Source organism: Nissabacter archeti (assembly GCF_018257325.1).
GTDB lineage: Bacteria > Pseudomonadota > Gammaproteobacteria > Enterobacterales > Enterobacteriaceae > Chimaeribacter > Chimaeribacter arupi.
Map to the genome: position 1 here is coordinate 1 of NZ_JAERKB010000002.1, position 25,681 is coordinate 25,681.

At 55.6% G+C, this 25,681-nt stretch carries 24 protein-coding genes; 17 read left to right on the plus strand and 7 right to left on the minus strand.

What is annotated here, in order from left to right; translation table 11 throughout:
* The first annotated feature begins 477 nt into the window (after nt 1-477).
* Nucleotides 478-1,167: a FadR/GntR family transcriptional regulator gene (locus JK232_RS02815; RefSeq protein WP_072927875.1), complete on the plus strand. Its 690-nt coding sequence runs from the start codon at nt 478-480 to the stop codon at nt 1,165-1,167.
* Here JK232_RS02815 and rbsR read toward each other — a convergent pair whose 3' ends face one another.
* The 7 genes from rbsR to kup all read right to left on the minus strand — a co-directional run bounded on the left by rbsR (nt 1,168) and on the right by kup (nt 9,032).
* The gene (gene rbsR / locus JK232_RS02820) at nt 1,168-2,169 is read right to left on the minus strand and encodes a ribose operon transcriptional repressor RbsR (RefSeq protein ID WP_101827826.1); all 1,002 of its coding nucleotides are present in this window, start codon (nt 2,167-2,169) and stop codon (nt 1,168-1,170) included. It lies immediately after the preceding gene.
* Between the two features lie 3 nt (nt 2,170-2,172).
* Nucleotides 2,173-3,099 (minus strand): ribokinase, encoded by a 927-nt coding sequence (gene rbsK, locus JK232_RS02825; RefSeq protein ID WP_212588803.1) that lies wholly within the window; start codon nt 3,097-3,099, stop codon nt 2,173-2,175.
* A gap of 80 nt (nt 3,100-3,179) precedes the next feature.
* Nucleotides 3,180-4,067, minus strand: coding sequence for a ribose ABC transporter substrate-binding protein RbsB (gene rbsB, locus JK232_RS02830; protein ID WP_072927871.1), 888 nt, complete (start codon nt 4,065-4,067; stop codon nt 3,180-3,182).
* A gap of 32 nt (nt 4,068-4,099) precedes the next feature.
* The gene (gene rbsC, locus JK232_RS02835; RefSeq protein ID WP_072927869.1) at nt 4,100-5,068 is read right to left on the minus strand and encodes a ribose ABC transporter permease; all 969 of its coding nucleotides are present in this window, start codon (nt 5,066-5,068) and stop codon (nt 4,100-4,102) included.
* On the minus strand, nt 5,061-6,578 hold the full coding sequence (gene rbsA / locus JK232_RS02840; protein WP_072927868.1) for a ribose ABC transporter ATP-binding protein RbsA: 1,518 nt from the start codon (nt 6,576-6,578) through the stop codon (nt 5,061-5,063). The genes rbsC and rbsA overlap by 8 nt, the downstream gene beginning before the upstream one ends.
* 8 nt (nt 6,579-6,586) lie before the next feature.
* Nucleotides 6,587-7,006 carry a D-ribose pyranase gene (rbsD, locus tag JK232_RS02845; protein ID WP_212588804.1) on the minus strand — a complete coding sequence of 140 codons (420 nt, stop codon included), beginning with the start codon at nt 7,004-7,006 and terminating at the stop codon, nt 6,587-6,589.
* A gap of 157 nt (nt 7,007-7,163) precedes the next feature.
* A complete protein-coding gene (kup, locus tag JK232_RS02850) occupies nt 7,164-9,032 on the minus strand; it encodes a low affinity potassium transporter Kup (RefSeq protein WP_072927865.1) in 1,869 nt (622 codons plus the stop codon).
* A gap of 263 nt (nt 9,033-9,295) precedes the next feature.
* Between kup and ravA the strand changes: the two genes are divergently transcribed.
* From ravA to glmU, 16 genes are all read left to right on the plus strand, one after another.
* A complete protein-coding gene (gene ravA, locus JK232_RS02855) occupies nt 9,296-10,807 on the plus strand; it encodes an ATPase RavA (protein ID WP_072927864.1) in 1,512 nt (503 codons plus the stop codon).
* A gap of 3 nt (nt 10,808-10,810) precedes the next feature.
* Complete coding sequence (gene viaA, locus JK232_RS02860) at nt 10,811-12,271, plus strand: ATPase RavA stimulator ViaA (protein WP_101835257.1); 1,461 nt, start codon at nt 10,811-10,813, stop codon at nt 12,269-12,271.
* A gap of 101 nt (nt 12,272-12,372) precedes the next feature.
* On the plus strand, nt 12,373-12,834 hold the full coding sequence (gene asnC / locus JK232_RS02865; RefSeq protein WP_072927924.1) for a transcriptional regulator AsnC: 462 nt from the start codon (nt 12,373-12,375) through the stop codon (nt 12,832-12,834).
* A gap of 91 nt (nt 12,835-12,925) precedes the next feature.
* Nucleotides 12,926-13,369, plus strand: a complete 444-nt coding sequence (gene mioC / locus JK232_RS02870) for an FMN-binding protein MioC (protein ID WP_072927860.1) — start codon at nt 12,926-12,928, stop codon at nt 13,367-13,369.
* Nucleotides 13,370-13,748: 379 nt separating this feature from the next.
* On the plus strand, nt 13,749-15,638 hold the full coding sequence (gene mnmG, locus JK232_RS02875; protein ID WP_072927859.1) for a tRNA uridine-5-carboxymethylaminomethyl(34) synthesis enzyme MnmG: 1,890 nt from the start codon (nt 13,749-13,751) through the stop codon (nt 15,636-15,638).
* Between the two features lie 108 nt (nt 15,639-15,746).
* Entirely contained in the window at nt 15,747-16,367 is a 621-nt protein-coding gene (rsmG, locus tag JK232_RS02880) for a 16S rRNA (guanine(527)-N(7))-methyltransferase RsmG (RefSeq protein WP_072927922.1), read from the plus strand.
* 654 nt (nt 16,368-17,021) lie between these two features.
* Nucleotides 17,022-17,405 (plus strand): F0F1 ATP synthase subunit I, encoded by a 384-nt coding sequence (atpI, locus tag JK232_RS02885; RefSeq protein WP_072927857.1) that lies wholly within the window; start codon nt 17,022-17,024, stop codon nt 17,403-17,405.
* A 38-nt stretch (nt 17,406-17,443) separates the two neighbouring features.
* Nucleotides 17,444-18,226 (plus strand): F0F1 ATP synthase subunit A, encoded by a 783-nt coding sequence (gene atpB / locus JK232_RS02890; RefSeq protein ID WP_072927856.1) that lies wholly within the window; start codon nt 17,444-17,446, stop codon nt 18,224-18,226.
* Between the two features lie 48 nt (nt 18,227-18,274).
* Nucleotides 18,275-18,514, plus strand: coding sequence for a F0F1 ATP synthase subunit C (atpE, locus tag JK232_RS02895; protein ID WP_004093904.1), 240 nt, complete (start codon nt 18,275-18,277; stop codon nt 18,512-18,514).
* A 61-nt stretch (nt 18,515-18,575) separates the two neighbouring features.
* Nucleotides 18,576-19,046 (plus strand): F0F1 ATP synthase subunit B, encoded by a 471-nt coding sequence (gene atpF / locus JK232_RS02900; protein ID WP_072927854.1) that lies wholly within the window; start codon nt 18,576-18,578, stop codon nt 19,044-19,046.
* A gap of 14 nt (nt 19,047-19,060) precedes the next feature.
* Nucleotides 19,061-19,594, plus strand: a complete 534-nt coding sequence (gene atpH, locus JK232_RS02905; RefSeq protein ID WP_072927853.1) for a F0F1 ATP synthase subunit delta — start codon at nt 19,061-19,063, stop codon at nt 19,592-19,594.
* 12 nt (nt 19,595-19,606) lie between these two features.
* Nucleotides 19,607-21,148, plus strand: coding sequence for a F0F1 ATP synthase subunit alpha (gene atpA, locus JK232_RS02910; protein WP_072927851.1), 1,542 nt, complete (start codon nt 19,607-19,609; stop codon nt 21,146-21,148).
* A gap of 61 nt (nt 21,149-21,209) precedes the next feature.
* Entirely contained in the window at nt 21,210-22,073 is an 864-nt protein-coding gene (atpG, locus tag JK232_RS02915; protein ID WP_072927850.1) for a F0F1 ATP synthase subunit gamma, read from the plus strand.
* A gap of 32 nt (nt 22,074-22,105) precedes the next feature.
* Nucleotides 22,106-23,488 (plus strand): F0F1 ATP synthase subunit beta, encoded by a 1,383-nt coding sequence (gene atpD / locus JK232_RS02920; protein WP_072927848.1) that lies wholly within the window; start codon nt 22,106-22,108, stop codon nt 23,486-23,488.
* A 29-nt stretch (nt 23,489-23,517) separates the two neighbouring features.
* Nucleotides 23,518-23,931 carry a F0F1 ATP synthase subunit epsilon gene (locus tag JK232_RS02925; RefSeq protein WP_165698480.1) on the plus strand — a complete coding sequence of 138 codons (414 nt, stop codon included), beginning with the start codon at nt 23,518-23,520 and terminating at the stop codon, nt 23,929-23,931.
* Between the two features lie 304 nt (nt 23,932-24,235).
* Nucleotides 24,236-25,606: a bifunctional UDP-N-acetylglucosamine diphosphorylase/glucosamine-1-phosphate N-acetyltransferase GlmU gene (gene glmU / locus JK232_RS02930; protein ID WP_212588805.1), complete on the plus strand. Its 1,371-nt coding sequence runs from the start codon at nt 24,236-24,238 to the stop codon at nt 25,604-25,606.
* The last annotated feature ends 75 nt before the right edge of the window (nt 25,607-25,681 follow it).

Below are 25,681 nucleotides of genomic sequence, written 5' to 3' on the forward strand. Positions count from 1 at the left end.
AATAGCGATGCTCAAAGGTTACTGTCTAAATTACTTTAGTTAGTCACTCTTCAAGACTTAATATTTTGTGCATCCGAAGATGCTTGATATTGTCTTGTGAGTGCCCACACAGATTGTCTGATAAATTGTTAAAGAGCAGTGGTTACCGTTATCTTTCTCGGTAACGCGGGAGGTGCATATTACGCTTTCCCGCTGAAGAGTCAAGCTTTATTCTCAAAGAATTTGGCGTTTCCGCCGGCTTATCTCTTCCTGACCCGGCGACGTGTTGGTCGTTGTTCCCGGTCAGTGGAGGCGCATTATAGGGAGTTCCTGACAGCCTGCAACCCCTAAATTCAAAAAATTATTCAACCGGCGAATGTTTAGACAAAGTGAAGTTTAAAGCAGCAATTTCCCGCTTTTTCTTACTTTCCAGCGCTGGTTTTGCCCATAATCGGTAAAGTACAGGCTGCACCAACATCGCTATTCAGGACAACTATCATGCCGATCAATGCGCAGCAACAGGCTGCTCAGCGCAATCTTTCTTACCTCCTTGCAGAGAAAATCGCTCAGCAGCTGCTGTCCGGCCATTATAAAGAAGGCAGCATCCTGCCGGGTGAAATGGAACTGGCCGGTATTTATGGCGTCAGCCGCACGGCGGTAAGGGAAGCGGTCAAGACGCTGGCGGCCAAAGGCATGGTGTTACCGCGCCCGCGTATCGGTACGCGGGTGATGCAGCAGACTAACTGGAACTTCCTTGATCAGGATTTGCTGACATGGTGGATGAACCGGGAAAACAGCCAGGAGGTGATGCAGCACTTCCTTATTATGCGTACCGCCCTGGAACCCCAGGCCTGTTTTCTGGCAGCGACGCAGGCAACGCCGGAACAGAAGCACCAGCTCTCTTTATATATGGGGGAAATGCGCGCACTGGACGACGCGTTCGATCGTGAACGATGGATTGCGGTGGATGGCCAATTCCACCAGCTGATTTATGAAGCCAGCGCCAACCCGTTCCTGACGTCATTCGCCAATCTGTTCAGCTCGGTCTATCACCGCTACTTCCAGACCATAACCGGGAATGAGGTGATTAAACTTCACCACCATCATGCGATTGTCGCGGCGATTCTGGCCTCCGACAGCGCCGCAGCTCATGCAGCCTGTCTGGCACTGCTGACAGATGCAGACTGATCAACGGACACTGACAGAATCACGTACCCGCAACTCCGGCGTTAACACCAGCATCTGAGGCTCCGCCGTTGGATTATTCAACCGGTGTAACAGCGTATCAATCGCCAGCTCGCCCAAATCATCTTTGGGCTGATGCACCGTGGTTAATGGCGGCGTCATATATTGAGCCAGTTCAATATCGTCATACCCTATCACCGCCATGTCTGCCGGGATCGTCAGGCCATGCTGGTAAAGCGCCTGATACACGCCCACTGCCATCGCGTCATTACTGGTAAAGACCGCCTCCGGGGGGTGTGGCAGGGCCAGCAGTTGCGACATTGCAGTCATACCGCCCTGGAATTCGAAATCACTATAAATGATGTACTCTTCCGGTACCGGCAACCCCGCCTGTTGCATGGCGCGCTGGAAACCGGCCAGCCGCGCTCTGGCCGGGGTTTTATCCTGTGGCCCGGCGATGCAGGCGATACGCTGGTATCCCTGGCTGAGTAAATAGCGCGTCGCCAGTTCCCCTCCCAGCAACGAGTTATCCTGGATGATGTCATTGGCATCGCCAAAAGGTGCCCAATCCATCATGACAATCGGCAGGGAAGGGTAGCGACGCAGGGCATCCTGTGAAGGAATGTGCGTTTCTGTGCACATCAGCAGTAATCCGTCCACGCGCTTTTGCAGCAGCATTTCCAGATTACGGTTCATACGCTCTACGTCGCCTTCGGTATTACAGATAATCAGGCTGTAGCCGCGTTCATAGCAGCTGCGCTCCACGCCGCGCACCAGTTCCGCATAAAACGGGTTGCTGCTGGCGGTCAGCAGCATACCGATGGTGTGGGTCTGGTTGATCTTCAGGCTGCGCGCCAGTGCAGAAGGGGCATAATTCAGTGTTTCAATCGCCACCAGCACTTTTTCACGAATGCTGTCGCTGACAAAGCGGTTGTTATTAATCACGTGAGAGACGGTTGAGGTAGAAACACCCGCCAGCCGGGCGACATCTTTCATTGTGGCCAAACATCACCCCTGTTGTTGTAAGAAGTCATCAATCTCATTTCGCCATGGCACAGAGGGCTGGGCTCCCGGCCGGGTCACGGCAATTGCCGCCGCGGCATGGGCAAAGCGTACCGCCTCAGCCATAGGTTGTTGCTCGAGCAGCGCCGTTATCAGCGCCCCATTAAAGGTATCACCGGCGGCAATGGTGTCCACGGCATTCACACGGAAACCGGGAATAAGCTGTCCGGCACCTTGTTCACTTAACCAGACGCCGCGGCTGCCCAGCGTAATCAGGACCGTTGCGACACCTTTATTATGCAGCCAGGCTGCTGCGCGGGCGGCTTCTTCATTTGTCGTGACGGCGATACCGGTAAGCGCCTCGGCTTCGGTCTCATTAGGCGTAATCATATCGACGCAGGCCAACAACGCATCCGGCAAGGTACAGGCCGGGGCGGGGTTGAGCACCACACGGGTCTGGTGCGCTTTTGCCAGTTTAGCCGCCGCCATCACCGTCTCAAGCGGGGATTCCAGCTGCATCAGCAGCGCTGAGGCGTCGGTTACCGCCTGTTGGTAGCGTGAGAGATAGCCGGGCGTCAGGGCCGCATTGGCCCCGGCGTGAATGCCGATTACATTCTCGCCCTCGCCGTTGACCATAATCAGCGCCACGCCGGTGGTGGTATCAGGCACGGCTTCAACCGGCCCGATATCAATATTGTCCGTCGCCAGCTGCTGCTTGACACGTTCGCCGATATCATCCGCCCCGACACAGGCAATAAAGGTGATGTCCGCACCGCTGCGCCCGGCCGCCACCGCCTGGTTAGCGCCTTTGCCGCCGAAGGCAACCTGATACCGTGAACCGATCACCGTTTCGCCGGGGCGAGGGAAGTGTGCCGTATTCAAAATATGATCGGCATTGATACTGCCGAGAACCACTAACTTGCCGCTCTTCATCGCTGTCCTTCCTGAACCCGTCTCTGATAAAAGAACGCCGCCTCGGTTACGGCGGCGCATTGTCCCGGTTACCCTCAGGTTTATTTCGTCACCAGCGACAAATCAACCGGATTTATCGCCGCCACTTTTTCACCCTTCAGGACTTTATCTGCGGTCTGCACGCCGATGACCCCGATTTGATCAGGGCGCTGTGCCACGGTTGCCGCCAGCTTACCACCCTGAACCGCCTTAACGCCGTCAGCCGTTCCGTCAAATCCGACGATCAGCACATCACTTTTGCCGGCCGTTTGCAGGGCGCGCAGGGCGCCAAGGGCCATTTCATCATTCTGAGCGAAGACCGCCTGCACATCGGGATGGGCTGTCAGCAGGTTCTGCATCACGTTCAGCCCTTTGGTGCGGTCAAAATCTGCCGGCTGGCTACCCAGCAGGGCAAACTTATATTTTTCCTGCGCCTGTTTGAACCCTTCCCCACGCTCACGCGCCACTGACGTCCCGGCGATGCCTTGCAGCTCAATCACTTTTGCGCCGTTGCCCAGCTTTTTGGCAATAAACTCACCCGCCATCGCGCCGCCGGCGCGGTTGTCAGAGGCGATATGGCTGACGACGGTGCCGTGGGTCGCCACACGGTCGAGGGTGATGACCGGAATATTCGCCTGGTTCGCCATTTTCACTGCGTTACCCACAGCATCGGAGTCCGTCGGGTTGATCAGCATCAGTTTGGTGCCGCGCACTGTCAGGTCTTGTACGTTGGCCAGCTCTTTCGCCGGGTTGTTTTGTGAGTCCAGCACCACCAGGGTATAGCCCAGTTTATCCGCCTCTTTTTGCGCGCCCTCTTTCATGGAAACAAAGAACGGGTTATTGAGGGTCGAGACCACCAGCGCCAGCGTATCTTTTGCCAGGGCATTCGTACTGAAGGTGGCGGTCAGGGCAACCGCAGAGACCAGCGTAGCCAATTTTTTCATCATCATGGTAAGCGTCCTTTAAAAAGGTAATCGGAAAATTATTTGCTGCTTTTGTTATCCACCAGCACCGCCAGCAGGATCACCACGGCTTTAACGATCATCTGGTAGTAAGAAGAGACGCCGAGCAGATTCAGCCCGTTGTTCAGGAACCCGAGGATCAGCGCGCCAATCAGCGTGCCGACGATCCGCCCTTTGCCGCCTGCCAGGCTGGTTCCGCCCAGAACCACGGCGGCGATCGCATCCAGTTCATAACCCGTCCCGGCTGTAGGCTGTGCGGAGGAGAGGCGCGCCACTTCAATCAGGCCGGCCAGGGCCGAAAGCAGGCCGCTCAGTCCATAAACGATGATTTTGACTTTATTTACGCTGATGCCGGAAAGGCGGGTGGCTGCCTCATTGCCCCCCAGCGCATAGATGTAACGCCCCAGACGGGTGTGGTGCAGCATGTACCAGGCGGCAAGGAAGACCACCGCCATCAGCCAGACCGGCGTCGGGATGCCGAGCGGGCGGCCGATGCCAAGCCAGCCAAAGGTGTCAGCCACCTCAGAGAAGCCGGTATTGACCGGGCTGCCGTTGGTGTAGACCATTGTCACGCCACGCAGCAGCAACATCATCACCAGGGTGGCGATAAACGCCTGCACCTTGCCTTTCGCCACTATTGCGCCGGTACCGGCCCCAATCAGCGCCCCCAGCCCCAGCGCGGCGGCCCCGGCCAGAAAGGCGTTGGTTTCCATGCCCACCAGCGAGGCTGCCACCGCACCGGTCAGCGCCAGCAAAGACCCGACAGACAAATCAATGCCGGAGGTGAGGATCACCAACGTCATGCCGACGGCCATAATGGCGTTGACCGAGGTCTGCTGCAGGATATTGAACAGGTTATTCAGGCTGAAGAAATTCGGGCTCATTGATGACACCACGGCAATCAGCACCGCCAGCGCAATCAGTGATTTCTGTTCCAGCCACCAGGCTTTGTTGAACCAGCGCTTGGCCGGCAATACGTGACTACTCATGGGATAATTCCTGTGTTGCGCCGTAAAGCTTGCCGACGGCGGCTGCCATCAGCACTTCCTGGGTCGCCTGTTCGCGGGTGAATTCGCCACTGATGCGCCCTTCATGCATAACCAGGATGCGGTCGCTCATACCCATCACTTCCGGCATATCGGAAGAGACAAGAATGATGCTGAGGCCATCCTGCTTAAACTGGTTGATAAGCTGATAGATCTCTTTTTTGGCACCGACATCGACGCCGCGGGTTGGCTCATCCAGAATCAATACCTTTGGCCGGGTCATCAGGCCGCGGGCAATGGCCACTTTTTGCTGGTTGCCGCCGGAGAGCAGGCCAATCGGCTGTTCCATTGACGGGGTTTTGATGTTGAACAAGCGGATAAAGTCGCTGACCGCCTGCTGTTCATCGGCATGGCGCAGCCGCCCGACCTCTTTGCTGAAATAGCGCAGTGCCGTTAATGACATGTTCTCTTTAACGGACATCCCGAGCACCAGCCCATCGTGTTTGCGGTCTTCCGAGATATAGACGATGCCGTTGGCCAACCCTTCCTGCGGGGAGCGGGCCGTGACGTCACGCCCGTCAATCTCCACCGAACCGCCAAGGCGGGGCAGGGCGCCATAGAGCACTTTCATCAGTTCGGTACGGCCTGCGCCCATCAACCCGGAAATGCCGAGGATTTCGCCGCGGTGCAGGGTAAAGCTGACCTGCTCCACGCCCGGCCCACTGAGGTTACGCACTAACAGGCGGCGCTCCCCCTGGGGTAACGCCAGCCGGGGGTATTGGTCTTCCAGTTTGCGGCCGACCATCATCTCAATCAGCGAATCCTCATCCAGCGCGCTCACGGCGCGCTCCGCGATAAACTGCCCGTCACGGAATACCGTCACGTCATCACAGATGTCGAAAATCTCTTTCATCCGGTGGGAGATATACACAATGCCGCACCCCTGTGCGCGCAGTTCACGGATCACGCTGAACAGGGAGGCCGTTTCGGTGTCTGTCAGGGCATCGGTAGGTTCATCCATGATGATGACCCGGGAGTCAAAGCTCAGCACCTTGGCAATTTCCACCATCTGCTGATCGCCAATCGACAGGTCGCCCACCAGCCGGTCGCTGCGGTGGCGCACATTAAGCCGTGCCAACAATTTGCTGGCTTCTGCGTGCATCTTCTTCCAATCGATACCGCCGAACCGGTTTACAAACTCGCGACCCAAAAAGATGTTTTCGGCAATGGTGAGCTGGGGGATCAGGTTCAGTTCCTGGTGAATGATGCCGATCCCGGCTTCCTGCGAGGCTTTTGGCCCGGCAAACACCGTCTCTTTCCCCAGGAATTTCAGGCTGCCCGCTTCTTTCTGGTAGATGCCGGTCAGCACTTTCATCATGGTGGATTTACCGGCCCCATTCTCCCCAACCAGCGCCATTACGCGGCCGGGGTAAACAGACAGCGCCGCGCCGGACAGGGCTTTGACGCCGGGGAAGGATTTTTCAATACCTTTGAGTTCCAGCAACGCTTGCATAGGGGGCCTCAGAACGTCACACCGGCACAGAGGATGATATTGGCATACGGCGAGCATTCACCGGTACGCACAATCGCCCGGCTCTGCGCGCTTTGTGTTTTGAATGCAGCATGAGGAAGGTAGGTCACCTCAATCGTATTGCCCTGCCGCGCCTCCAGGTGTGCCAGATGCCCGCACAGTTGCTGGTGGATCGCCGGGTTATGCGTTTTCAGCTCCTCTGCCAGCAGCACCCGTTCTACCTGCATCTCCTGCGTGACCACGTCCAGCACCGGCATAAACCCCGGTATGCCGTGGGTCAGCGCCAGATCGATCCGCTGCGTGGTAGCGGGCACCGGTAACCCGGCATCAGCAATCACCAGTTGATCGGTATGCCCGAGTTTGGCAATCACATAAGAGAGTTCAGCATTGAGTAACGCGGCTTTTTTCATGGCTAGGCTCCGTCAGCGAAACGTTTCGCTGACAGCAGTGTAAAAAAACCGCGCGATAAGGCAAAAGGAAAGAGAGAGAAATGTGATCGCTATCGAAACGTTTCGCTGGCAGAAGGAGAAGCGCATGAAAAAGGGCTTCCGGAGAAGCCCTTTATTGTCAGATTTCGACCTGGGTGCCGAGTTCGATCACCCGGTTAGGCGGAATTTCAAACTGGTCCGGCGCCCGCAGGGCGTTGCGGCTGAGCGTGACAAACAGCTTGCCGCGTAACCGGAGATACCAGGGGCGTTTGCCCACAATCAGTGATTCATGGGACATAAAGAAGGAGGTTTCCATCATCCGGCACGGCAGCCCTTCGAGGCCGCAGCGGTGGAAAATCTCTTCGACATTAGGCGTCTCTTTAAAGCCGTAACTGGCTACCACACGCCAGAAGGTAGGCGAGAGCTGATCAATCGCCACGCGGCGGACGTTATGCACAAAAGGCGCATCTTCCGTACGCAGGGTCAGCAATACCACACGCTCATGCAACACCTTGTTGTGCTTAAGGTTGTGCAACATGGCAAACGGAATCACATTGGTGGCGCGTGACATATAAACCGCCGTGCCCGGCACGCGCACCGGCGGGGATTTCTCCAGCGAGGCGATCATCGCGTCCAGTGAATTGCCGTGTTCATGCATCCGGCGCAGCAGGCGGAACCGCTCGCTTTTCCAGGTCGTCATGATGACGAACATCACCAGCCCCAGCATCAGCGGCAGCCAGCCGCCGGAGAAGAGTTTAGTGGCGTTGGCGGCAAACATCGGCACATCAATAATCAGCAAGACCGCCAGCAATGCGCCCACCAGCACCACATTCCAGTTCCAGTTTTTCAGCGCCACGGTACAGGAGAGGATACTGGTCAGCACCATGGTGCCGGTGACGGCAATACCGTACGCCGCAGCCAGATTACTGGAGTGCTCAAAGCTGATAATCACAATCACCACGGCCGCGTAGAGCGTCCAGTTAATCACCGGGATATAGATCTGGCCTGATTCCATTTCTGAGGTGTGGATAATGCGCATCGGCGGCAGATACCCCAGGCGCACCGCCTGGCGCGTCAGGGAGAAGACGCCGGAGATCACCGCCTGGGAGGCGATAACGGTAGCCAGTGTCGCCAGCAGCATCAACGGAATCAGCGCCCAGTCAGGTGCCAGCAGGAAGAACGGGTTCTTGATCGCCTCCGGGTTTTTCAGCAGCAGAGCCCCCTGGCCGAAGTAATTCAGCACCAGTGACGGCAATACCACACTGAACCATGCCAGGCGGATTGGGAATTTCCCGAAGTGGCCCATATCAGCATACAGCGCCTCTACCCCGGTAATCGACAGCACTACCGCGCCCAGCGCGAAGAATGAGGCTGCTTTGTGAGACACAAAGAAATCAAGGGCCCAGGCGGGGTTCAGGGCCTGCAACACTTGCGGGTTATCCATAATGCTGCGCACGCCCAATACGGCCAGCGCCAGGAACCAGACCAGCATCACCGGGGCGAAGAGTTTACTGACGCTGCCGGTACCGTGTTTCTGGATCATAAACAGCAGGGTCAGCACGGCAATCGAGCAGGGGACAATATACGGGTCAAGCGACGGCGCGGCGATCTCCAGCCCCTCAATCGCGGACAACACCGACACGGCCGGTGTAATCACCACCTCGCCATAAAAGAAGCTGCCGCCAATCAACCCGAGGATAACCAGCACCGCGGTGGTACGCGCAGAAGTATTGCGTCCCGCCAGTGACATCAGCGTCAAAATCCCGCCTTCCCCGGCGTTATCTGCCCGCATCACATAGGAGAGATATTTCAGGGAGACAATCAGGATCAGCATCCAGAAAATCAGGGAGAGAAACCCGAACACCACATCAGGCTGAACGTCGAAACCATAATGGCCGGAAAAACACTCTCTCAAGGTATAAAGAGGGCTGGTACCAATATCACCGTAGACAACCCCGATAGCGGCCAGGGTCATGGCTGACAATGACTGTTTATGCTCTGTGCTCATAACTCGTTTCTTTTGCTGGAACGTCCATAAGCGAAGCGTACGCTGGTGTCGTTACGCCCACCCAAAACCGCACAGTATGCATGATTTACCATGATTGCCTATCCTTATATGCCCTTTCAGGCCCGGCCCCTGCCTCTCAGCCGGGATTTATTGATGATAGAAAATTGCTGTGAATCAACAAGCTATCGCAGCAAAAAATAAGTGTGGATTATTCTTATACCGCAAACCAGAATGCGTTAACTGAAAGAAAACGAAGAGTAATCATGGTGAACGCAACAGGGTTGGCTGACCGCATCGCGCGGCTTGGCAATGCGCTTGAGAGTGGCCTTTACGAACGTCAGGATGCCATCCGGCTCTGCCTGCTGGCGGCGCTGTGTGGCGAGAGTGTTTTTCTGCTCGGGCCGCCGGGCATTGCGAAAAGCCTGATCGCCCGCCGGCTGAAATACGCGTTCCGCCATGCCAGGGCGTTTGAATACCTGATGACCCGCTTCTCCACGCCAGAGGAGGTCTTCGGGCCGCTCTCCATTCAGGCGCTGAAAGATGAGGGGCGTTACCAGCGCCTGACACGCGGCTACCTGCCGGAAGCGGAAATCGTTTTTCTGGATGAGATCTGGAAAGCCGGGCCGGCGATCCTGAACACCTTGTTAACCGCCATCAACGAGCGCCGTTTCCGTAACGGCGATGATGAGGCCGCCATCCCGCTGCGGCTGCTGGTCACCGCCTCCAACGAACTGCCGGAAGCGGACAGCAGCCTCGAAGCCTTATATGACCGGATGCTGATCCGCCTGTGGCTGGATAAAGTGCAGGAGAAGCAGAATTTCCGTGCCCTGCTGACCCACCGTGCCGGTGAGCATGAGAACCCGGTGCCGGAGAACCTCAGCATCACGGATGAAGAGTTCCATCAATGGCAGCGCGACATCAATGCCGTTACCCTGCCGGACGCCTGCTTCGAGCTGATATTCCAGTTGCGTGAGCAACTGGATGCCCAGGAAAATGCCCCTTACGTCTCTGACCGCCGCTGGAAAAAGGCGTTACGCCTGTTACAGGCCAGCGCCTTTTTCAGCGGCCGCACCGCCATCTCGCCGGTGGACCTGATTCTGCTCAAAGACTGCCTCTGGCACGATCTCAATACTTACACCCTGTTCCAGCAGCAGCTTGAACAGCTGCTCACAACCCAGGCGTATCAACAGCAGAGCCTGATCCTGCAAACCCACCAGCTTCACCAGCAATGGTTGCGTGAACAGCAGAAGCTCAGCGACAGCCAGGCGATCAAGGTCAGCAAAAAGGCCTCTATGTTCAGCCGTGTGCCCCATTACGAACTGACGCTGGAAAACAGTGACACATCACTGACGCTGCTGCTGCATACGCCGCTGCACCTGCATGAGATCCAGGTGACCCACCTGCTGATGGAGCGGAGTGAGCTGGATACCTGGCTGCAAAAAGGCGGCCAGGCACGCGCGAAGCTCAACGGCATCGGATTTGCCCAGCAGGTGGAGCTGGAGGTGGATGAAAAACTCCAGCTGTCAGTGCTGGACGTCAGCCGCCAGCGATCGGTGCTCTCCCTGCCGGGCGAGCAGCAGCAGACCACAGTGCCGCCCGAAATCATGGCGCAGCTCGATACGCTGGCTGAAAAGCTGGCCCAGCAGCGCCGGCTGTTCTCTTCGCACCAGCCCTGCCTGTTTGTGCCGGCGGCCTGGCTGGCAAAAATTGAAGCCAGCCTGATGCAGGTCGCAGAGCAGATAAAACAGCAGCAGCAGACCTTCCGCGGTAAATAGATCATGATGAGCCTGCATACGCTGGATATGTTGCTGGCGATCAATCAGGGCGACCTGATTGAGGAGATCATCATCAGCTTACTGGCGACGCCGCAGCTGGTGGTGTTCTTTGAGAAATTCCCCCGGCTGAAGCGCGCCCTGCTGAAGGATCTCCCCGCCTGGAAACAGACGTTATCGCGGCGCATCAATGAATCGACGGTGCCGCCCGCCCTGGCGAAGGAGTTCTACTTTTACCAGCGCAGCATGACCGAAAGCCCCGCCACCTTTTACCAGCACCTGCCTGACATCGTGCGCAGCCTCAACGCCATGGATTCCCCTTTCGCCCCGGAAGCACAGACGCTGGTGGCGAGTGCCGATCTCAGCCACCCACCCGGTGACGGCCTGCAGACCCTGTTTATCCAGCGCTGGCGCCTGAGCCTGACGTTACAGGCAGTCACCCTGCATCATCAGTTACTGGAGCAGGAGCGCGAGCAACTGCTGGCCGATCTCCAGCAGCGGCTGGCGATGAGCGGCGCGCTGGCCCCGCTGCTGGCGGAAAATGACAGCGCGGCCGGGCGTCTCTGGGATATGAGCCGGGGTGAACTCTATGCCGGCAATTACCGGCAGCTGCTGGATTACGGGGCTTTTCTGCAACAGCAACCGGAACTGAACCGGCTGGCGGAACAGCTGGGGCGCAGCCAGGCAGCGAAAAGCATCCCGCAGGATAATGCCGCGATGGAACCTTACCGCACGCTGGTACGTGAACCGGCCACCGTGCCTGAGCAGGTCAGCGGTATCCATCAAAGTGATGACATCTTAAGGCTGCTGCCCACGGAACTGGCGATGCTGGGACTGAGCGAACTGGAGTTTGAGTTTTACCGGCGGTTGCTGGAAAAGCAGCTGATGACCTACCGGCTGCAAGGCGACGCGTGGCAAGAGCGCGTCATGATGCGCCCGGTCACCCACCATCAGCAGGAAGAACAGCCGCGCGGGCCTTTTATTGTCTGCGTGGATACATCCGGCTCGATGGGCGGTTTCAATGAACAGTGTGCGAAAGCCTTCTGCCTGGCCCTGTTACGTATTGCGCTGGCAGACAAACGCCGTTGTTTCATTATGCTGTTCGCCACGGAGATCGTGCAGTATGAGTTAACTGCCGCCAGCGGGATCGAACAGGCGATCCGTTTCCTCAGCCAGCATTTCCGCGGCGGCACCGATCTGGCGGCCTGTCTGTCGGCGACGCTGAAAAAAATGGAGGATCGCGCCTGGTTTGATGCCGACGCGGTAGTCATTTCCGACTTTATAGCCCAGCGCCTGCCTGATCCGGTGGTAGAACAGATCCAGCAACACCGGCAGCGCCATCAGCAACGCTTCCATGCGGTGGCAATGTCAGCCTATGGCAAACCGGGGATCATGCGCATCTTCGATTATATCTGGCGTTTTGATACCGGGCTGAAAAGCCGCCTGCTGCGCCGTCTGCGCCGTTAATCCCCCGCCCGGCAGCCTTCCTCAGGCGATAATTCTGGTTCCGCCCCTGGAGATCCTCTATCGTCTGGGCATTAACCTATCCTGACGCTGAGGTGGAAAAAGTGACTGAAGTTTATCAGATCGATGATCTCGATCGCGGCATCCTGAACGCCCTGATGGAGAACGCGCGTACCGCCTATGCAGAACTGGCCAAAGTGTTTAACGTCAGCCCCGGTACGATCCATGTGCGGGTAGAGAAAATGAAGCAGGCCGGCATTATTACCGGCGCCTGTGTGCAGGTGAACCCTAAACAGCTGGGCTACGATGTCTGCTGTTTTATCGGCATCATCCTGAAAAGTGCCAAAGATTACCCGTCTGCCCTGAAAAAACTCGACAGTCTCGAGGAGGTGGTCGAGGCCTATTACACCACCGGGCACTACAGCATCTTTATTAAAGTAATGTGCCGGTCGATCGATGCCCTGCAACAGGTACTTATCAACAAGATCCAGACCATCGACGAGATCCAGTCCACAGAGACATTAATCTCGTTACAGAACCCTATCATGCGGGCGATCTCGCCCTGATCGTAAAAAAGCCATACCCATATTGTCCACAGGTAGATCCCAGCTGATTCACAGCGTACAATACGCGCTCTTTATATCATGTGGGATCATTATGGCTGACATTACCCTCATCAGCGGCAGTACGCTCGGCAGCGCCGAATATGTAGCTGAACATGTCGCTGAGAAACTGGAAGAGGCTGGTTTTTCAACGGAAACCCTGCACGGCGCAGAGCTTGATGAGCTGACACCAGACGGGATCTGGCTGCTTGTCACCTCGACACACGGTGCCGGGGAACTGCCTGATAACCTGCAACCCTTGCTGGACGCGATCAACGCGCAGCAGCCGGATCTCTCCCAGGTGCGTTTTGGGGCCATCGGGCTTGGCAGCAGCGAGTACGACACCTTCTGCGGCGCGATCAAAACGATCGAGTCCGTATTGATCGCGCAGGGTGCCAAAAAGATCGGTGATCGCCTTGAGATCGACGTCACCCAACATGAGATCCCGGAAGACCCGGCTGAAGAATGGGTCAAAAACTGGATTAATTTACTCAAATAAGGTCAAAGATCGCGCGATCAGTTGTGGATAACTACGGTTTAAAGCTGGGTAAAACCGGTAGTTATCCCTATAACAACCTTGCTCCCCGCAGATGCCTGTGTATAAAGTGCCGATCTGATCCCAGCTTATACGTGGCAGGATCACCGATCATTCACAGCTAATGATCTGTAGTAATCCGTTGGATCAAATAAAGAATTCAGGGTTATACACAGAGGATCGCGATCCTAATAAGAGATCTAATAAAGAGATCTTTAAATAAAAAGATCTTCTTTTAATTACCTGCGATCCTAAGCTGCTTGGTTGCACGGCTAAACTTCAGTAGAATCCCCCACCCCAAGGGCAAACCACGATCATTCGCATAACCGCGAGGTGCAGTACCATGTTTTATCCAGACCATTTTGACGTCATCATTATCGGCGGCGGCCATGCCGGTACCGAGGCTGCCATGGCGGCTGCCCGGATGGGACGTCAAACCCTATTATTAACGCATAACATTGATACGCTTGGACAAATGTCCTGTAACCCGGCGATCGGTGGCATCGGAAAAGGACATCTGGTTAAAGAAGTGGACGCCCTCGGCGGGTTAATGGCCACGGCTATCGACCATGCGGGGATTCAGTTTAGGATACTAAACGCCAGCAAAGGGCCGGCCGTGCGTGCCACGCGTGCCCAGGCTGACCGGGTGCTTTACCGCCAGGCCGTCCGCACTGCGCTGGAGAACCAGCCGAACCTGATGATCTTCCAGCAGGCGGTTGACGATCTGATCGTGGAAAACGATCGGGTGGTGGGTGCCGTGACCCAGATGGGCCTCAAATTCCGCGCCAAAGCGGTGGTGCTGACCGTGGGCACCTTCCTTGATGGGAAGATCCACATTGGCCTTGAAAACTTCAGTGGGGGCCGCGCAGGCGATCCTCCGGCGATCTCGCTGTCACGCCGTCTGCGTGAACTGCCGCTGCGTGTGAACCGCCTGAAAACCGGGACACCTCCTAGGATCGATGCGCGTACCATCGACTTCAGCGTGCTGGATGAACAGCATGGTGATAACCCCGCGCCGGTGTTCTCGTTCATGGGCAATGCCTCACAGCACCCGCGGCAGATCCCGTGCTACATCACGCACACCAATGAGCAGACCCATGAGGTGATCCGCCAGAACCTGGATCGCAGCCCGATGTATGCCGGGATCATCGAAGGGATCGGCCCGCGTTACTGCCCGTCGATCGAAGACAAAGTCATGCGCTTTGCCGATCGTAATGCGCATCAGATCTTCCTTGAACCGGAAGGGCTGACCAGCAACGAAATTTATCCGAACGGCATCTCCACCAGCCTGCCGTTTGATGTTCAGATGCAGATTGTCCGTTCCATGCGCGGCCTGGAAAACGCGCGCATTGTGCGCCCCGGTTATGCGATCGAGTACGATTTCTTCGATCCGCGCGATCTGAAACCGACCCTGGAAAGCAAATTCATCCAGGGCCTGTTCTTTGCCGGCCAGATCAACGGCACCACCGGTTACGAAGAAGCCGCGGCCCAGGGGCTGCTGGCAGGCCTGAACGCCGGCCGTTACGCCAATGAGGACGAGGGCTGGGCACCACGCCGCGATCAGGCTTACCTCGGCGTCCTGGTTGACGACCTCAGCACCCTCGGCACCAAAGAGCCGTACCGTATGTTCACCTCACGGGCGGAGTACCGCCTGATGCTGCGTGAAGACAACGCCGATCTGCGCCTGACCGAAAAAGGGCGTGAGCTTGGCCTGGTGGATGATGCGCGTTGGGCCCGTTACAGTGAGAAAGTTGAACAGATCGAGCAGGAGCGCCAGCGTCTGCGCAGCCTGTGGGTTCACCCGCACTCCGAACAGGTGGAACAGGTCAATGCCCTGCTGAAAGCACCGCTTTCCCGCGAAGCCAGTGGTGAAGAACTGCTGCGCCGCCCTGAAATGACGTATCAGCAGATGATCGGGATGCCGATGTTTGCACCGGGCCTGAGCGATCCGCAATCTGCAGAGCAGGTGGAGATCCAGGTCAAGTACGAAGGCTATATCGCCCGCCAGCAGGATGAGATCAACAAGCAGCAGCGTAATGAAAATACCCTGTTGCCGGCGGATCTGGACTACCATCAGGTATCCGGCCTGTCGAACGAAGTGATTGCCAAGCTCAACGATCACAAACCGAACTCGATCGGCCAGGCATCACGTATTTCAGGCATTACACCGGCGGCAATCTCTATTCTGCTGATCTGGCTGAAAAAGCAAGGCCTGCTGCGCCGCAGCGCCTGAGCCTGATCAACGGGGCCGTCTGTCTGTGCTCAGGCGGCCCCGGTCTTGTTTTACATTCCCTGAATCATGTTTAACCGCAGCAGTGATGCTGCGCCAAAGGAATTCCCTGTGCTGCAAAAACTCGACGCGTTGCTTAACCAGGCCGGCATTGTGTTGCCCGATCAGCAAAAGCACCAGTTGCTGGCTTACGTGGGTATGCTGGATAAATGGAACAAAGCCTATAACCTGACCTCAGTGCGCGACCCTTACCAGATGCTGGTACGCCATATTCTCGACAGCATCGTGGTTAACCCTCATCTGCAGGGCAGCCGCTTTATTGACGTGGGTACCGGGCCGGGCCTGCCCGGCATTCCGCTGGCCATTGTCCGCCCTGATGCGCATTTCACGCTGTTGGACAGCCTGGGCAAACGCGTGCGTTTTTTACGCCAGGTACAGCATGAGTTAGGACTTACTAACATTACGCCGGTGCAGAGCCGGGTTGAGGAATTCCCTGCTGAGCCGCCGTTTGACGGTGTCATCAGCCGTGCCTTTGCCTCATTGCAGGATATGGTTTCCTGGTGCCACCATCTGCCGGAGCCGACCCAGGGGCGGTTCTATGCCCTGAAAGGGGTGCGTCCTGATGAAGAACTTGCCACGTTGCCGGAGAGGGTAGGGGTGGAGCAGGTAGTAAAACTGTCAGTGCCTGAACTTGAGGGTGAGCGGCACCTGGTTATCTTAAAAGCCCGGTGATTTTAAAAGCGCGCTGTTTTTGCGCTTTATCAAAAAAGGATAAATCATCTGGCCGTTGCGGGCGTTAACATAAGCCTGCTAATTATATTGGTACGATGTGCGCAACGGTTACCAATATTTCACAGAGTTGCAGCATGGTTATTTGAATGGCTGCGTAAAATCCTGAAAATGCGTTGCGTGGTAATGAGATTCATTCTCAAGTGAATCTATTAAATGTAATTTTTTTGTTGCTTATTTTTGGGCTGAAATGTCAAAAAAAGGTTTGAATTAAGTTTTCATCTTCTTTTGCGCAGCAAACAATTTAGCAGATTGATTTTTATAAGGTTTAAAAATCAATCTGCTGTCAGAGCAACGCGCAGCATGGATTTGTCCGGGTCTGCAAAACTATTTTGTGTGATCTTGTGCACACTTATATGAATGGTAGTGGAATAATCAGACAGTTATTATCTTGTCATTTTGGGGATAGTTTCCTTAGGAAAATAGCCCTACAGAATTAAATTTAAATAATTGTTCACCTTTTCGCTACTTATCGATTGAATTCGCTTGAGTGAACCGTATAATTTGCTCGGTTTTTGCTGCTTGACTCGGTCGTACAAAGGCAGTTTTATACGACACTCAGCATACCTCCACTGAGTTACGGAGAGAACAAACGTCATGTCTGCATCCCTTTACAGCGGGAAGGTTGCCGGAAAACTGCTGTCAGTGCAGTTATTGACCTTTGTTCTGCTCAGTGCCGTCTTTGGGCTAAAAGGCCTGGAATGGAGTGTTTCTGCTTTAGCCGGCGGGTTTGCCGCCTGGTTACCGAATGCACTGTTTATGCTGTTTGCGTGGCGTCACCAGGCAAATACGCCGCTCTCTGGCCGAGTCGCCTGGTCGTTCGCCATCGGAGAAGCGTTGAAGGTTGTCATCACCATTGCGTTGGTGATAATCGCCCTGGGCGTGCTCAAGGCGGTGTTTATCCCGCTCGGCATAACCTATCTCTCGGTGTTGCTCACGCAGATACTGGCACCAGCCGTGATTAACAGTTACCGCGCATAGCGGTTTTTGTATCTAACTACAAAAGGGTAAGAGGCATCATGTCTGCATCTGGAGAAATCTCTACTCCTCAAGAGTATATCGGTCACCACCTGACTCAGCTGCAGGTGGGGACGGGATTCTGGTCGATAAACATCGATTCGATGTTTTTCTCCGTGGTCCTCGGTCTGCTCTTTCTGGTTATTTTCCGTAAAGTAGCAAAAAACGCCACCAGTGGCGTTCCTGGCAAACTGCAAACAGCCGTTGAGCTGGTTGTCGGGTTTGTCGACAGCAGTGTGCGTGATATGTATCACGGCAAGAGCAAGGTGATTGCACCGCTCGCGCTCACCGTTTTCGTCTGGGTTTTCCTGATGAACATGATGGACCTGCTGCCTATCGACCTGCTGCCTTATCTCGGTGAACATGTCCTCGGGCTTCCTGCCCTGCGTGTGGTGCCTACCGCCGATGTGAACATCACATTGTCGATGGCATTGGGCGTATTCATTCTGATTCTGTTCTACAGCATCAAAATGAAAGGGGTTGGCGGCTTCGTTAAAGAATTGACGATGCAGCCGTTCAACCATCCGGTATTCATTCCAATCAACCTGATCTTGGAAGGTGTCAGCCTGCTGTCCAAACCTGTTTCTCTGGGTCTGCGACTGTTCGGCAACATGTATGCGGGTGAGTTGATCTTCATCCTGATTGCCGGTTTGCTGCCGTGGTGGTCACAGTGGGTTCTGAGTGTGCCGTGGGCCATTTTCCACATCCTGATCATTACGCTGCAAGCCTTTATTTTCATGGTTCTGACGATTGTTTATCTGTCGATGGCATCTGAAGAACACTGATTTTCTTTCAACACTACTGCGTTTAACTGAAACAAACTGGAGACTGTCATGGAAAACCTGAGTATGGATCTGCTGTACATGGCTGCCGCTGTGATGATGGGCCTGGCGGCAATCGGTGCTGCGATCGGTATCGGCATCCTGGGTGGTAAATTCTTGGAAGGCGCTGCACGTCAGCCTGACCTGATTCCTCTGCTGCGTACACAATTCTTCATCGTTATGGGCCTGGTTGACGCCATCCCGATGATCGCTGTTGGTCTGGGTCTGTACGTGATGTTTGCGGTCGCCTAGTAGAGATTTTTCTCTACCGTAGACCACATCAAACTATTAACTTTGAAAGAGGCATTGTGCTGTGAATCTTAACGCAACAATCCTCGGCCAGGCCATCGCGTTCGTCCTGTTTGTCTGGTTCTGCATGAAGTATGTATGGCCGCCAATTATGGCAGCCATCGAGAAGCGTCAGAAAGAAATTGCTGACGGTCTCGCTTCAGCAGAACGTGCCAAAAAAGATCTGGACCTCGCGCAAGCCGATGCGACCGACCAGCTGAAAAAAGCCAAGGCCGAAGCCCAGGTAATCATTGAGCAAGCTAACAAGCGTGGCTCTCAGATTGTCGAGGACGCAAAAGCCGAAGCAGAGCAGGAACGTAACAAAATCGTGGCGCAAGCACAGGCTGAGATCGAAGCCGAACGTAAACGCGCTCGTGAAGAGTTGCGTAAGCAAGTCGCTGTACTGGCAATTGCTGGCGCCGAGAAGATCATTGAACGTTCCGTGGATGAAGCTGCTAACAGCGACATCGTTGATAAACTGGTCGCTGAACTGTAAGGAGGGAGGGGCTGATGTCTGAATTTGTCACGGTAGCTCGCCCCTACGCCAAAGCAGCATTTGACTTTGCCGTTGAGCACCAATGCATCGACCGCTGGCAGCAAATGCTGGCGTTTACCGCTGAAGTGACGCGCAACGAACAGATTAAAGCCTTGCTTTCCGGTGCTGTGGCACCGGAAACCATGTCTGCAACGTTCATTGCCGTATGTGGTGATCAACTCGACCAAGCCGGCCAGAACCTGATTAAGGTGATGGCTGAGAACAACCGTTTATCCGTCCTTCCTGAAGTGTTAGAGCAGTTCATTGCACTGCGCGCCTCCCTCGAGGCCACGGTCGAAGTCGAAGTGATTTCCGCCACCACACTGAATGATGCCCAGCTGGTAAAAATTACCGCTGCGATGGAAAAACGTCTGTCACGCAAAGTTAAGCTGAATTGCAAAATTGATAAGTCTGTCATGGCCGGCGTCGTAATCCGCGCGGGCGATATGGTGATTGACGGCAGCGTACGCGGTCGTTTGGATCGCCTGGCAGACGTCTTGCAGTCTTAAGGGGACTGGAGCATGCAACTGAATTCCACCGAAATCAGCGAACTGATCAAGCAGCGCATTGCTCAGTTCAATGTAGTGAGCGAAGCTCACAATGAAGGTACTATCGTTTCCGTCAGTGACGGGATCATTCGCGTACACGGCCTGGCCGATGTAATGCAGGGTGAGATGATCGCCCTGCCCGGCAACCGTTACGCTATCGCACTTAACCTGGAACGCGACTCTGTCGGTGCTGTAGTGATGGGTCCGTATGCGGACCTGGCTGAAGGCATGAAGGTGAAATGCACCGGCCGTATCCTGGAAGTGCCGGTCGGCCGTGGCCTGCTGGGCCGCGTGGTGAACACCCTGGGTGCACCTATCGATGGCAAAGGGCCGGTCGACAACGACGGCTTCTCCCCGGTTGAAGCTATCGCACCGGGCGTTATCGCCCGTCAATCCGTTGATCAGCCGGTTCAGACCGGTTACAAATCTGTGGATGCGATGATTCCAATCGGCCGTGGCCAGCGTGAGCTGATCATCGGCGACCGTCAGACCGGTAAAACCGCGCTGGCGATCGATGCGATCATCAACCAACGCGACTCCGGCATCAAATGTATCTACGTGGCTATCGGCCAGAAAGCGTCCACCGTGTCTAACGTGGTACGTAAACTGGAAGAGCACGGCGCACTGGCCAACACCATCGTGGTTGTGGCAACGGCGTCTGAATCCGCTGCACTGCAATACCTGGCACCGTATGCCGGTTGCGCCATGGGCGAATACTTCCGTGACCGCGGTGAAGATGCGCTGATCGTATACGATGACCTGTCCAAACAGGCTGTTGCTTACCGTCAGATCTCCCTGCTGCTGCGTCGTCCGCCGGGCCGTGAAGCCTATCCGGGCGACGTGTTCTACCTCCACTCCCGTTTGCTGGAGCGTGCTGCGCGTGTTAACGCCGAGTACGTTGAAGCATTCACCAAGGGTGAAGTGAAAGGTAAAACCGGCTCCCTGACTGCGCTGCCGCTGATTGAAACGCAGGCGGGTGACGTTTCCGCGTTCGTTCCGACCAACGTAATCTCCATTACCGACGGTCAGATCTTCCTGGAATCCAACCTGTTCAACTCCGGTATCCGTCCTGCGGTTAACCCAGGGATCTCCGTATCCCGTGTGGGTGGTGCAGCACAGACCAAGATCATGAAAAAACTGTCCGGTGGTATCCGTACCGCACTGGCACAGTACCGTGAACTGGCAGCGTTCTCTCAGTTCGCTTCCGATCTGGATGACGCGACGCGTAAACAGCTGAGCCACGGTCAGAAAGTGACCGAGCTGCTGAAACAGAAACAATACGCGCCGATGTCCGTTGCTCAACAGGCCCTGGTGCTGTTTGCTGCGGAGCGTGGTTATCTGGAAGACGTCGAAGTGTCCAAAGTGGTGAGCTTCGAAGCTGCCCTGATGGCCTTCGCCGATCGCGAACACGGTGATCTGCTGAACCAAATCAACCAAACTGGCGGTTACAACGATGAGATTGAAGGCAAGCTGAAAGGCCTGCTGGATACCTTCAAAGCAACCCAGTCCTGGTAACGCTGAACGGTCCTGCTGTTTGAAAGAACAGCAGGCCGTCTGGCAATGAGGAGAAGCAGAGATGGCCGGCGCAAAAGAGATACGTGGTAAGATCGCAAGCGTGCAAAACACGCAGAAGATCACAAAAGCGATGGAGATGGTCGCCGCCTCCAAAATGCGTAAATCGCAGGAGCGCATGGCAGCCAGCCGTCCTTATGCAGAAACCATGCGCAATGTGATTGGTCACCTTGCGTTAGGTAATCTGGAATACAAACACCCCTACCTGGACGACCGCGATGTGAAGCGCGTTGGGTATCTGGTGGTGTCTACTGACCGTGGTCTGTGTGGCGGTTTGAACATTAACCTGTTCAAGAAACTGCTGGCAGACATGAAAGGCTGGTCCGATAAAGGCGTTCAGGCCGATCTGGCTGTGATTGGTTCGAAAGCAGCTTCTTTCTTTGGCGCCGTAGGCGGCAACGTGGTTGCCCAGGTCACCGGCATGGGAGATAAACCTTCCCTGTCTGATCTGATTGGCCCGGTGAAAGTGATGCTGCAAGCCTACGACGAAGGTCGTCTGGACAAGCTTTACATCGTCAGTAACAAGTTTATCAATACGATGTCCCAGGTTCCGCAGGTTCTTCAACTGCTGCCGCTTCCGCCTGCGGAAGATGGCGTTCTGGAGAAGAAATCCTGGGATTACCTGTATGAACCCGATCCGAAGTCGCTGCTGGATACCCTGCTGCGTCGCTATGTGGAATCACAGGTTTATCAGGGCGTCGTGGAAAACCTGGCCAGCGAGCAGGCCGCACGAATGGTCGCGATGAAAGCCGCAACCGATAACGGCGGTAGCCTGATCAAAGAGCTTCAGTTGGTATACAACAAAGCCCGTCAGGCCAGCATCACTCAAGAACTTACCGAGATCGTCTCGGGGGCCGCTGCGGTTTAAGCTAGGTTTACGAATTACGTAGAGGATTCAAGATGGCTACTGGAAAGATTATCCAGGTAATCGGCGCCGTAGTGGACGTCGAGTTCCCTCAGGATGCCGTACCAAACGTGTACGAAGCACTTGAGGTTGACAACGGCGCGTCCAAACTGGTGCTGGAAGTTCAGCAACAGCTGGGTGGCGGTGTTGTCCGTTGTATCGCAATGGGCACCTCCGACGGCCTGCGTCGTGGGTTGAATGTTATCAACCTGCAACACCCGATCGAAGTGCCGGTGGGTAAAGCAACTCTGGGCCGTATCATGAACGTATTGGGTGAACCAATCGACATGAAAGGCGACATTGGTGAAGAAGAGCGTTGGGCGATCCACCGCGCGGCACCAAGCTACGAAGAGCTGTCCAGCTCCCAGGAACTGCTGGAAACCGGCATCAAGGTTATCGACCTGATGTGTCCGTTCGCTAAGGGCGGTAAAGTCGGTCTGTTCGGTGGTGCGGGTGTAGGTAAAACCGTAAACATGATGGAGCTGATCCGTAACATCGCGATCGAGCACTCCGGTTACTCCGTGTTTGCAGGCGTGGGCGAGCGTACCCGTGAAGGTAACGACTTCTACCACGAAATGACCGACTCCAACGTTATCGACAAAGTATCCCTGGTGTATGGCCAGATGAACGAGCCGCCGGGTAACCGTCTGCGCGTTGCACTGACCGGCCTGACCATGGCTGAGAAATTCCGTGACGAAGGTCGTGACGTTCTGCTGTTCGTTGACAACATCTACCGTTACACCCTGGCCGGTACTGAAGTATCCGCACTGCTCGGCCGTATGCCGTCCGCAGTAGGTTACCAGCCGACCCTGGCGGAAGAGATGGGCGTTCTGCAGGAACGTATCACCTCAACCAAGACCGGCTCTATCACCTCCGTACAGGCCGTTTACGTCCCTGCGGATGACTTGACTGACCCGTCTCCGGCGACCACCTTCGCCCACCTGGATGCTACCGTGGTACTGAGCCGTCAAATCGCTTCTCTGGGTATCTACCCGGCGGTTGACCCGCTCGACTCCACCAGCCGTCAGCTGGACCCGCTGGTTGTTGGTCAGGAACACTATGATGTGGCGCGTGGCGTGCAGTCTCTGCTGCAACGTTACCAGGAGCTGAAAGACATCATCGCGATTCTGGGTATGGACGAGCTGTCTGAAGAAGACAAGCTGGTGGTTGCCCGTTCCCGTAAGATTCAGCGCTTCCTGTCCCAGCCGTTCTTCGTGGCAGAAGTATTCACCGGTGCACCGGGCAAATACGTCTCCCTGAAAGACACCATCAGCGGCTTCAAAGGCATTATGGACGGTGATTACGACCACCTGCCGGAGCAGGCGTTCTACATGGTTGGCTCCATTGATGAAGCAGTGGAAAAAGCCAAGAAACTGTAACGCTTTGAGAGGAGGGTGACATGGCTGCAATGACTTACCATCTGGATGTCGTCAGTGCTGAAAAACAGATGTTTTCCGGTCTGGTGCAGAAAATCCAGGTGACGGGTAGCGAAGGTGAGCTGGGTATTTTCCCTGGCCATGCGCCGCTGCTCACTGCCATTAAGCCTGGCATGGTGCGTATTGTTAAACAGCACGGTGAAGAAGAGTATATCTACCTCTCCGGCGGCATCCTTGAGGTGCAGCCGAGTGCGGTAACCGTTCTGGCTGACACCGCCATTCGTGGGCAGGATCTTGACGAAGCTCGCGCGCTGGAAGCTAAGCGCAAGGCGGAAGAACATATCCATAGCTCTCACGGTGACGTCGACTATGCTCAGGCGTCGGCTGAACTGGCCAAAGCGATCGCGAAACTGCGCGTCATCGAGTTGACCAGAAAAGCGATGTAATCGCGTGCTCTCCGCGAGAGCGGAGAAACCGTTATTGCGTCAATAAGAAAGCGGCCTGCGGGTCGCTTTTTTTTTACCTTTAAAAAAGCCGGGCGTTCTTTTCTTCCCTGGCGAAAAATTCCCCAGATCCCCTAAAAAACCCCCTGCTTTTCCGGCGCGTGACGCCAAAATTCGCTATGGTGAGCAGTAAGCCGGTAAGCCTTGTCTGGTGCGGCTTACGCAGCATTTTCACTGAAAAATATGTAGTATTTGGTTCAGCGAACAGGTTTACTTTTCACTTCTTAATAAGGCTATCAGATTGCTTATGTCGAACAGCTCATTGAGCGTTGTGATCCTTGCTGCCGGCAAGGGAACGCGCATGTATTCCGATCTTCCGAAAGTCCTGCACCCTCTGGCCGGTAAGCCTATGGTTCAACATGTTATCGATGCCGCGACACAGCTGGGCGCCGCGCAGGTGCATTTGGTTTATGGTCATGGCGGTGACTTGCTGAAAGAGCGCCTGTCGCATACCCCGTTGAACTGGGTATTACAGGCAGAGCAGCTCGGCACCGGCCACGCCATGCAGCAGGCTGCCCCGCACTTTGCCGATGACGAAGATATCCTGATGCTGTACGGCGATGTGCCGCTGATCTCAGTGACCACGCTGCAACACCTGCTCCAGGCCAAACCGGCGGGCGGCATCGGCCTGCTTACGGTAAACCTTGATGATCCGACCGGCTATGGCCGCATCGTGCGTGAACATGGCCAGGTGGCCGGGATTGTTGAGCAGAAAGATGCCACACCGGAACAGCGGGCAATCACGGAAGTGAATACCGGCATTCTGGTGGCCAACGGGGGCGATCTCAAACGCTGGCTGGGCCGCCTGTCGAACAACAACGCCCAGGGCGAATACTACATCACTGACATCATCGCGATGGCGCACGCAGAAGGCCATACCATCGCCGCCGTTCACCCTGAGCGGTTAAGTGAAGTGGAAGGCGTAAACAACCGCCTGCAACTTTCCCGCCTGGAGCGTATTTATCAGGCCGAGCAGGCAGAAAAGCTGTTGCTGGCCGGGGTGATGCTGCTCGACCCGGCGCGTTTTGACCTGCGCGGCACGCTGGAGCACGGCCGTGATGTGGTGATCGACACGAATGTGATTATTGAAGGCCGGGTCAAACTTGGTAACCGGGTGAAGATTGCGGCCGGCTGCGTGCTGAAGAACTGCGAAATCGGCGATGACAGTGACATCAGCCCCTACACGGTGATTGAAGATGCGACGCTGGCCACCGGCTGCACGGTGGGGCCTTTTGCCCGGTTGCGCCCAGGCAGCGAGCTGGCAGACAGCGTGCATGTCGGCAACTTTGTGGAAGTGAAAAAAGCCCGTCTGGGCAAAGGCACCAAAGCCGGCCACCTCTCCTATTTAGGCGACGCGGAGATTGGCAGCAACGTTAATATCGGCGCGGGCACCATCACCTGCAACTATGACGGCGCGAACAAGCATAAAACGGTGATTGGGAATGACGTGTTTGTCGGCTCTGATACCCAGCTGGTGGCGCCGGTCAGCGTCGGCAACCAGGTCACCATCGCTGCCGGTACCACCGTCACGCGTGATGTGCCGGACAACGGCCTGCTCATCAGCCGGGTGCCGCAACAGCACAAACCGGACTGGCAGCGCCCGGTGAAAAAACGTTGATGAAAAAGCGCGGATAAAAAGCGCGCAGCCGCCTGAGTTGGGGGCGTGGCCCCCGACTCTGTTTTGCCCTGTGTT

Bases quoted from the DNA above. Each gene is read 5' to 3' on its own strand.
- mnmG (WP_072927859.1), top strand. From the start codon at position 13,749: ATGTTTTATCCAGACCATTTTGACGTCATCATTATCGGCGGCGGCCAT.
- atpE (WP_004093904.1), top strand. From the start codon at position 18,275: ATGGAAAACCTGAGTATGGATCTGCTGTACATGGCTGCCGCTGTGATG.
- atpG (WP_072927850.1), top strand. From the start codon at position 21,210: ATGGCCGGCGCAAAAGAGATACGTGGTAAGATCGCAAGCGTGCAAAAC.
- mioC (WP_072927860.1), top strand. From the start codon at position 12,926: ATGGCTGACATTACCCTCATCAGCGGCAGTACGCTCGGCAGCGCCGAA.
- atpD (WP_072927848.1), top strand. From the start codon at position 22,106: ATGGCTACTGGAAAGATTATCCAGGTAATCGGCGCCGTAGTGGACGTC.
- kup (WP_072927865.1), bottom strand. From the start codon at position 9,032: ATGAGCACAGAGCATAAACAGTCATTGTCAGCCATGACCCTGGCCGCT.
- rbsK (WP_212588803.1), bottom strand. From the start codon at position 3,099: ATGAAGAGCGGCAAGTTAGTGGTTCTCGGCAGTATCAATGCCGATCAT.
- JK232_RS02925 (WP_165698480.1), top strand. From the start codon at position 23,518: ATGACTTACCATCTGGATGTCGTCAGTGCTGAAAAACAGATGTTTTCC.
- atpI (WP_072927857.1), top strand. From the start codon at position 17,022: ATGTCTGCATCCCTTTACAGCGGGAAGGTTGCCGGAAAACTGCTGTCA.
- atpA (WP_072927851.1), top strand. From the start codon at position 19,607: ATGCAACTGAATTCCACCGAAATCAGCGAACTGATCAAGCAGCGCATT.
- rbsB (WP_072927871.1), bottom strand. From the start codon at position 4,067: ATGATGATGAAAAAATTGGCTACGCTGGTCTCTGCGGTTGCCCTGACC.
- rbsA (WP_072927868.1), bottom strand. From the start codon at position 6,578: ATGCAAGCGTTGCTGGAACTCAAAGGTATTGAAAAATCCTTCCCCGGC.
- atpB (WP_072927856.1), top strand. From the start codon at position 17,444: ATGTCTGCATCTGGAGAAATCTCTACTCCTCAAGAGTATATCGGTCAC.
- ravA (WP_072927864.1), top strand. From the start codon at position 9,296: ATGGTGAACGCAACAGGGTTGGCTGACCGCATCGCGCGGCTTGGCAAT.
- viaA (WP_101835257.1), top strand. From the start codon at position 10,811: ATGATGAGCCTGCATACGCTGGATATGTTGCTGGCGATCAATCAGGGC.
- rbsD (WP_212588804.1), bottom strand. From the start codon at position 7,006: ATGAAAAAAGCCGCGTTACTCAATGCTGAACTCTCTTATGTGATTGCC.
- rbsC (WP_072927869.1), bottom strand. From the start codon at position 5,068: ATGAGTAGTCACGTATTGCCGGCCAAGCGCTGGTTCAACAAAGCCTGG.
- glmU (WP_212588805.1), top strand. From the start codon at position 24,236: ATGTCGAACAGCTCATTGAGCGTTGTGATCCTTGCTGCCGGCAAGGGA.
- atpH (WP_072927853.1), top strand. From the start codon at position 19,061: ATGTCTGAATTTGTCACGGTAGCTCGCCCCTACGCCAAAGCAGCATTT.
- JK232_RS02815 (WP_072927875.1), top strand. From the start codon at position 478: ATGCCGATCAATGCGCAGCAACAGGCTGCTCAGCGCAATCTTTCTTAC.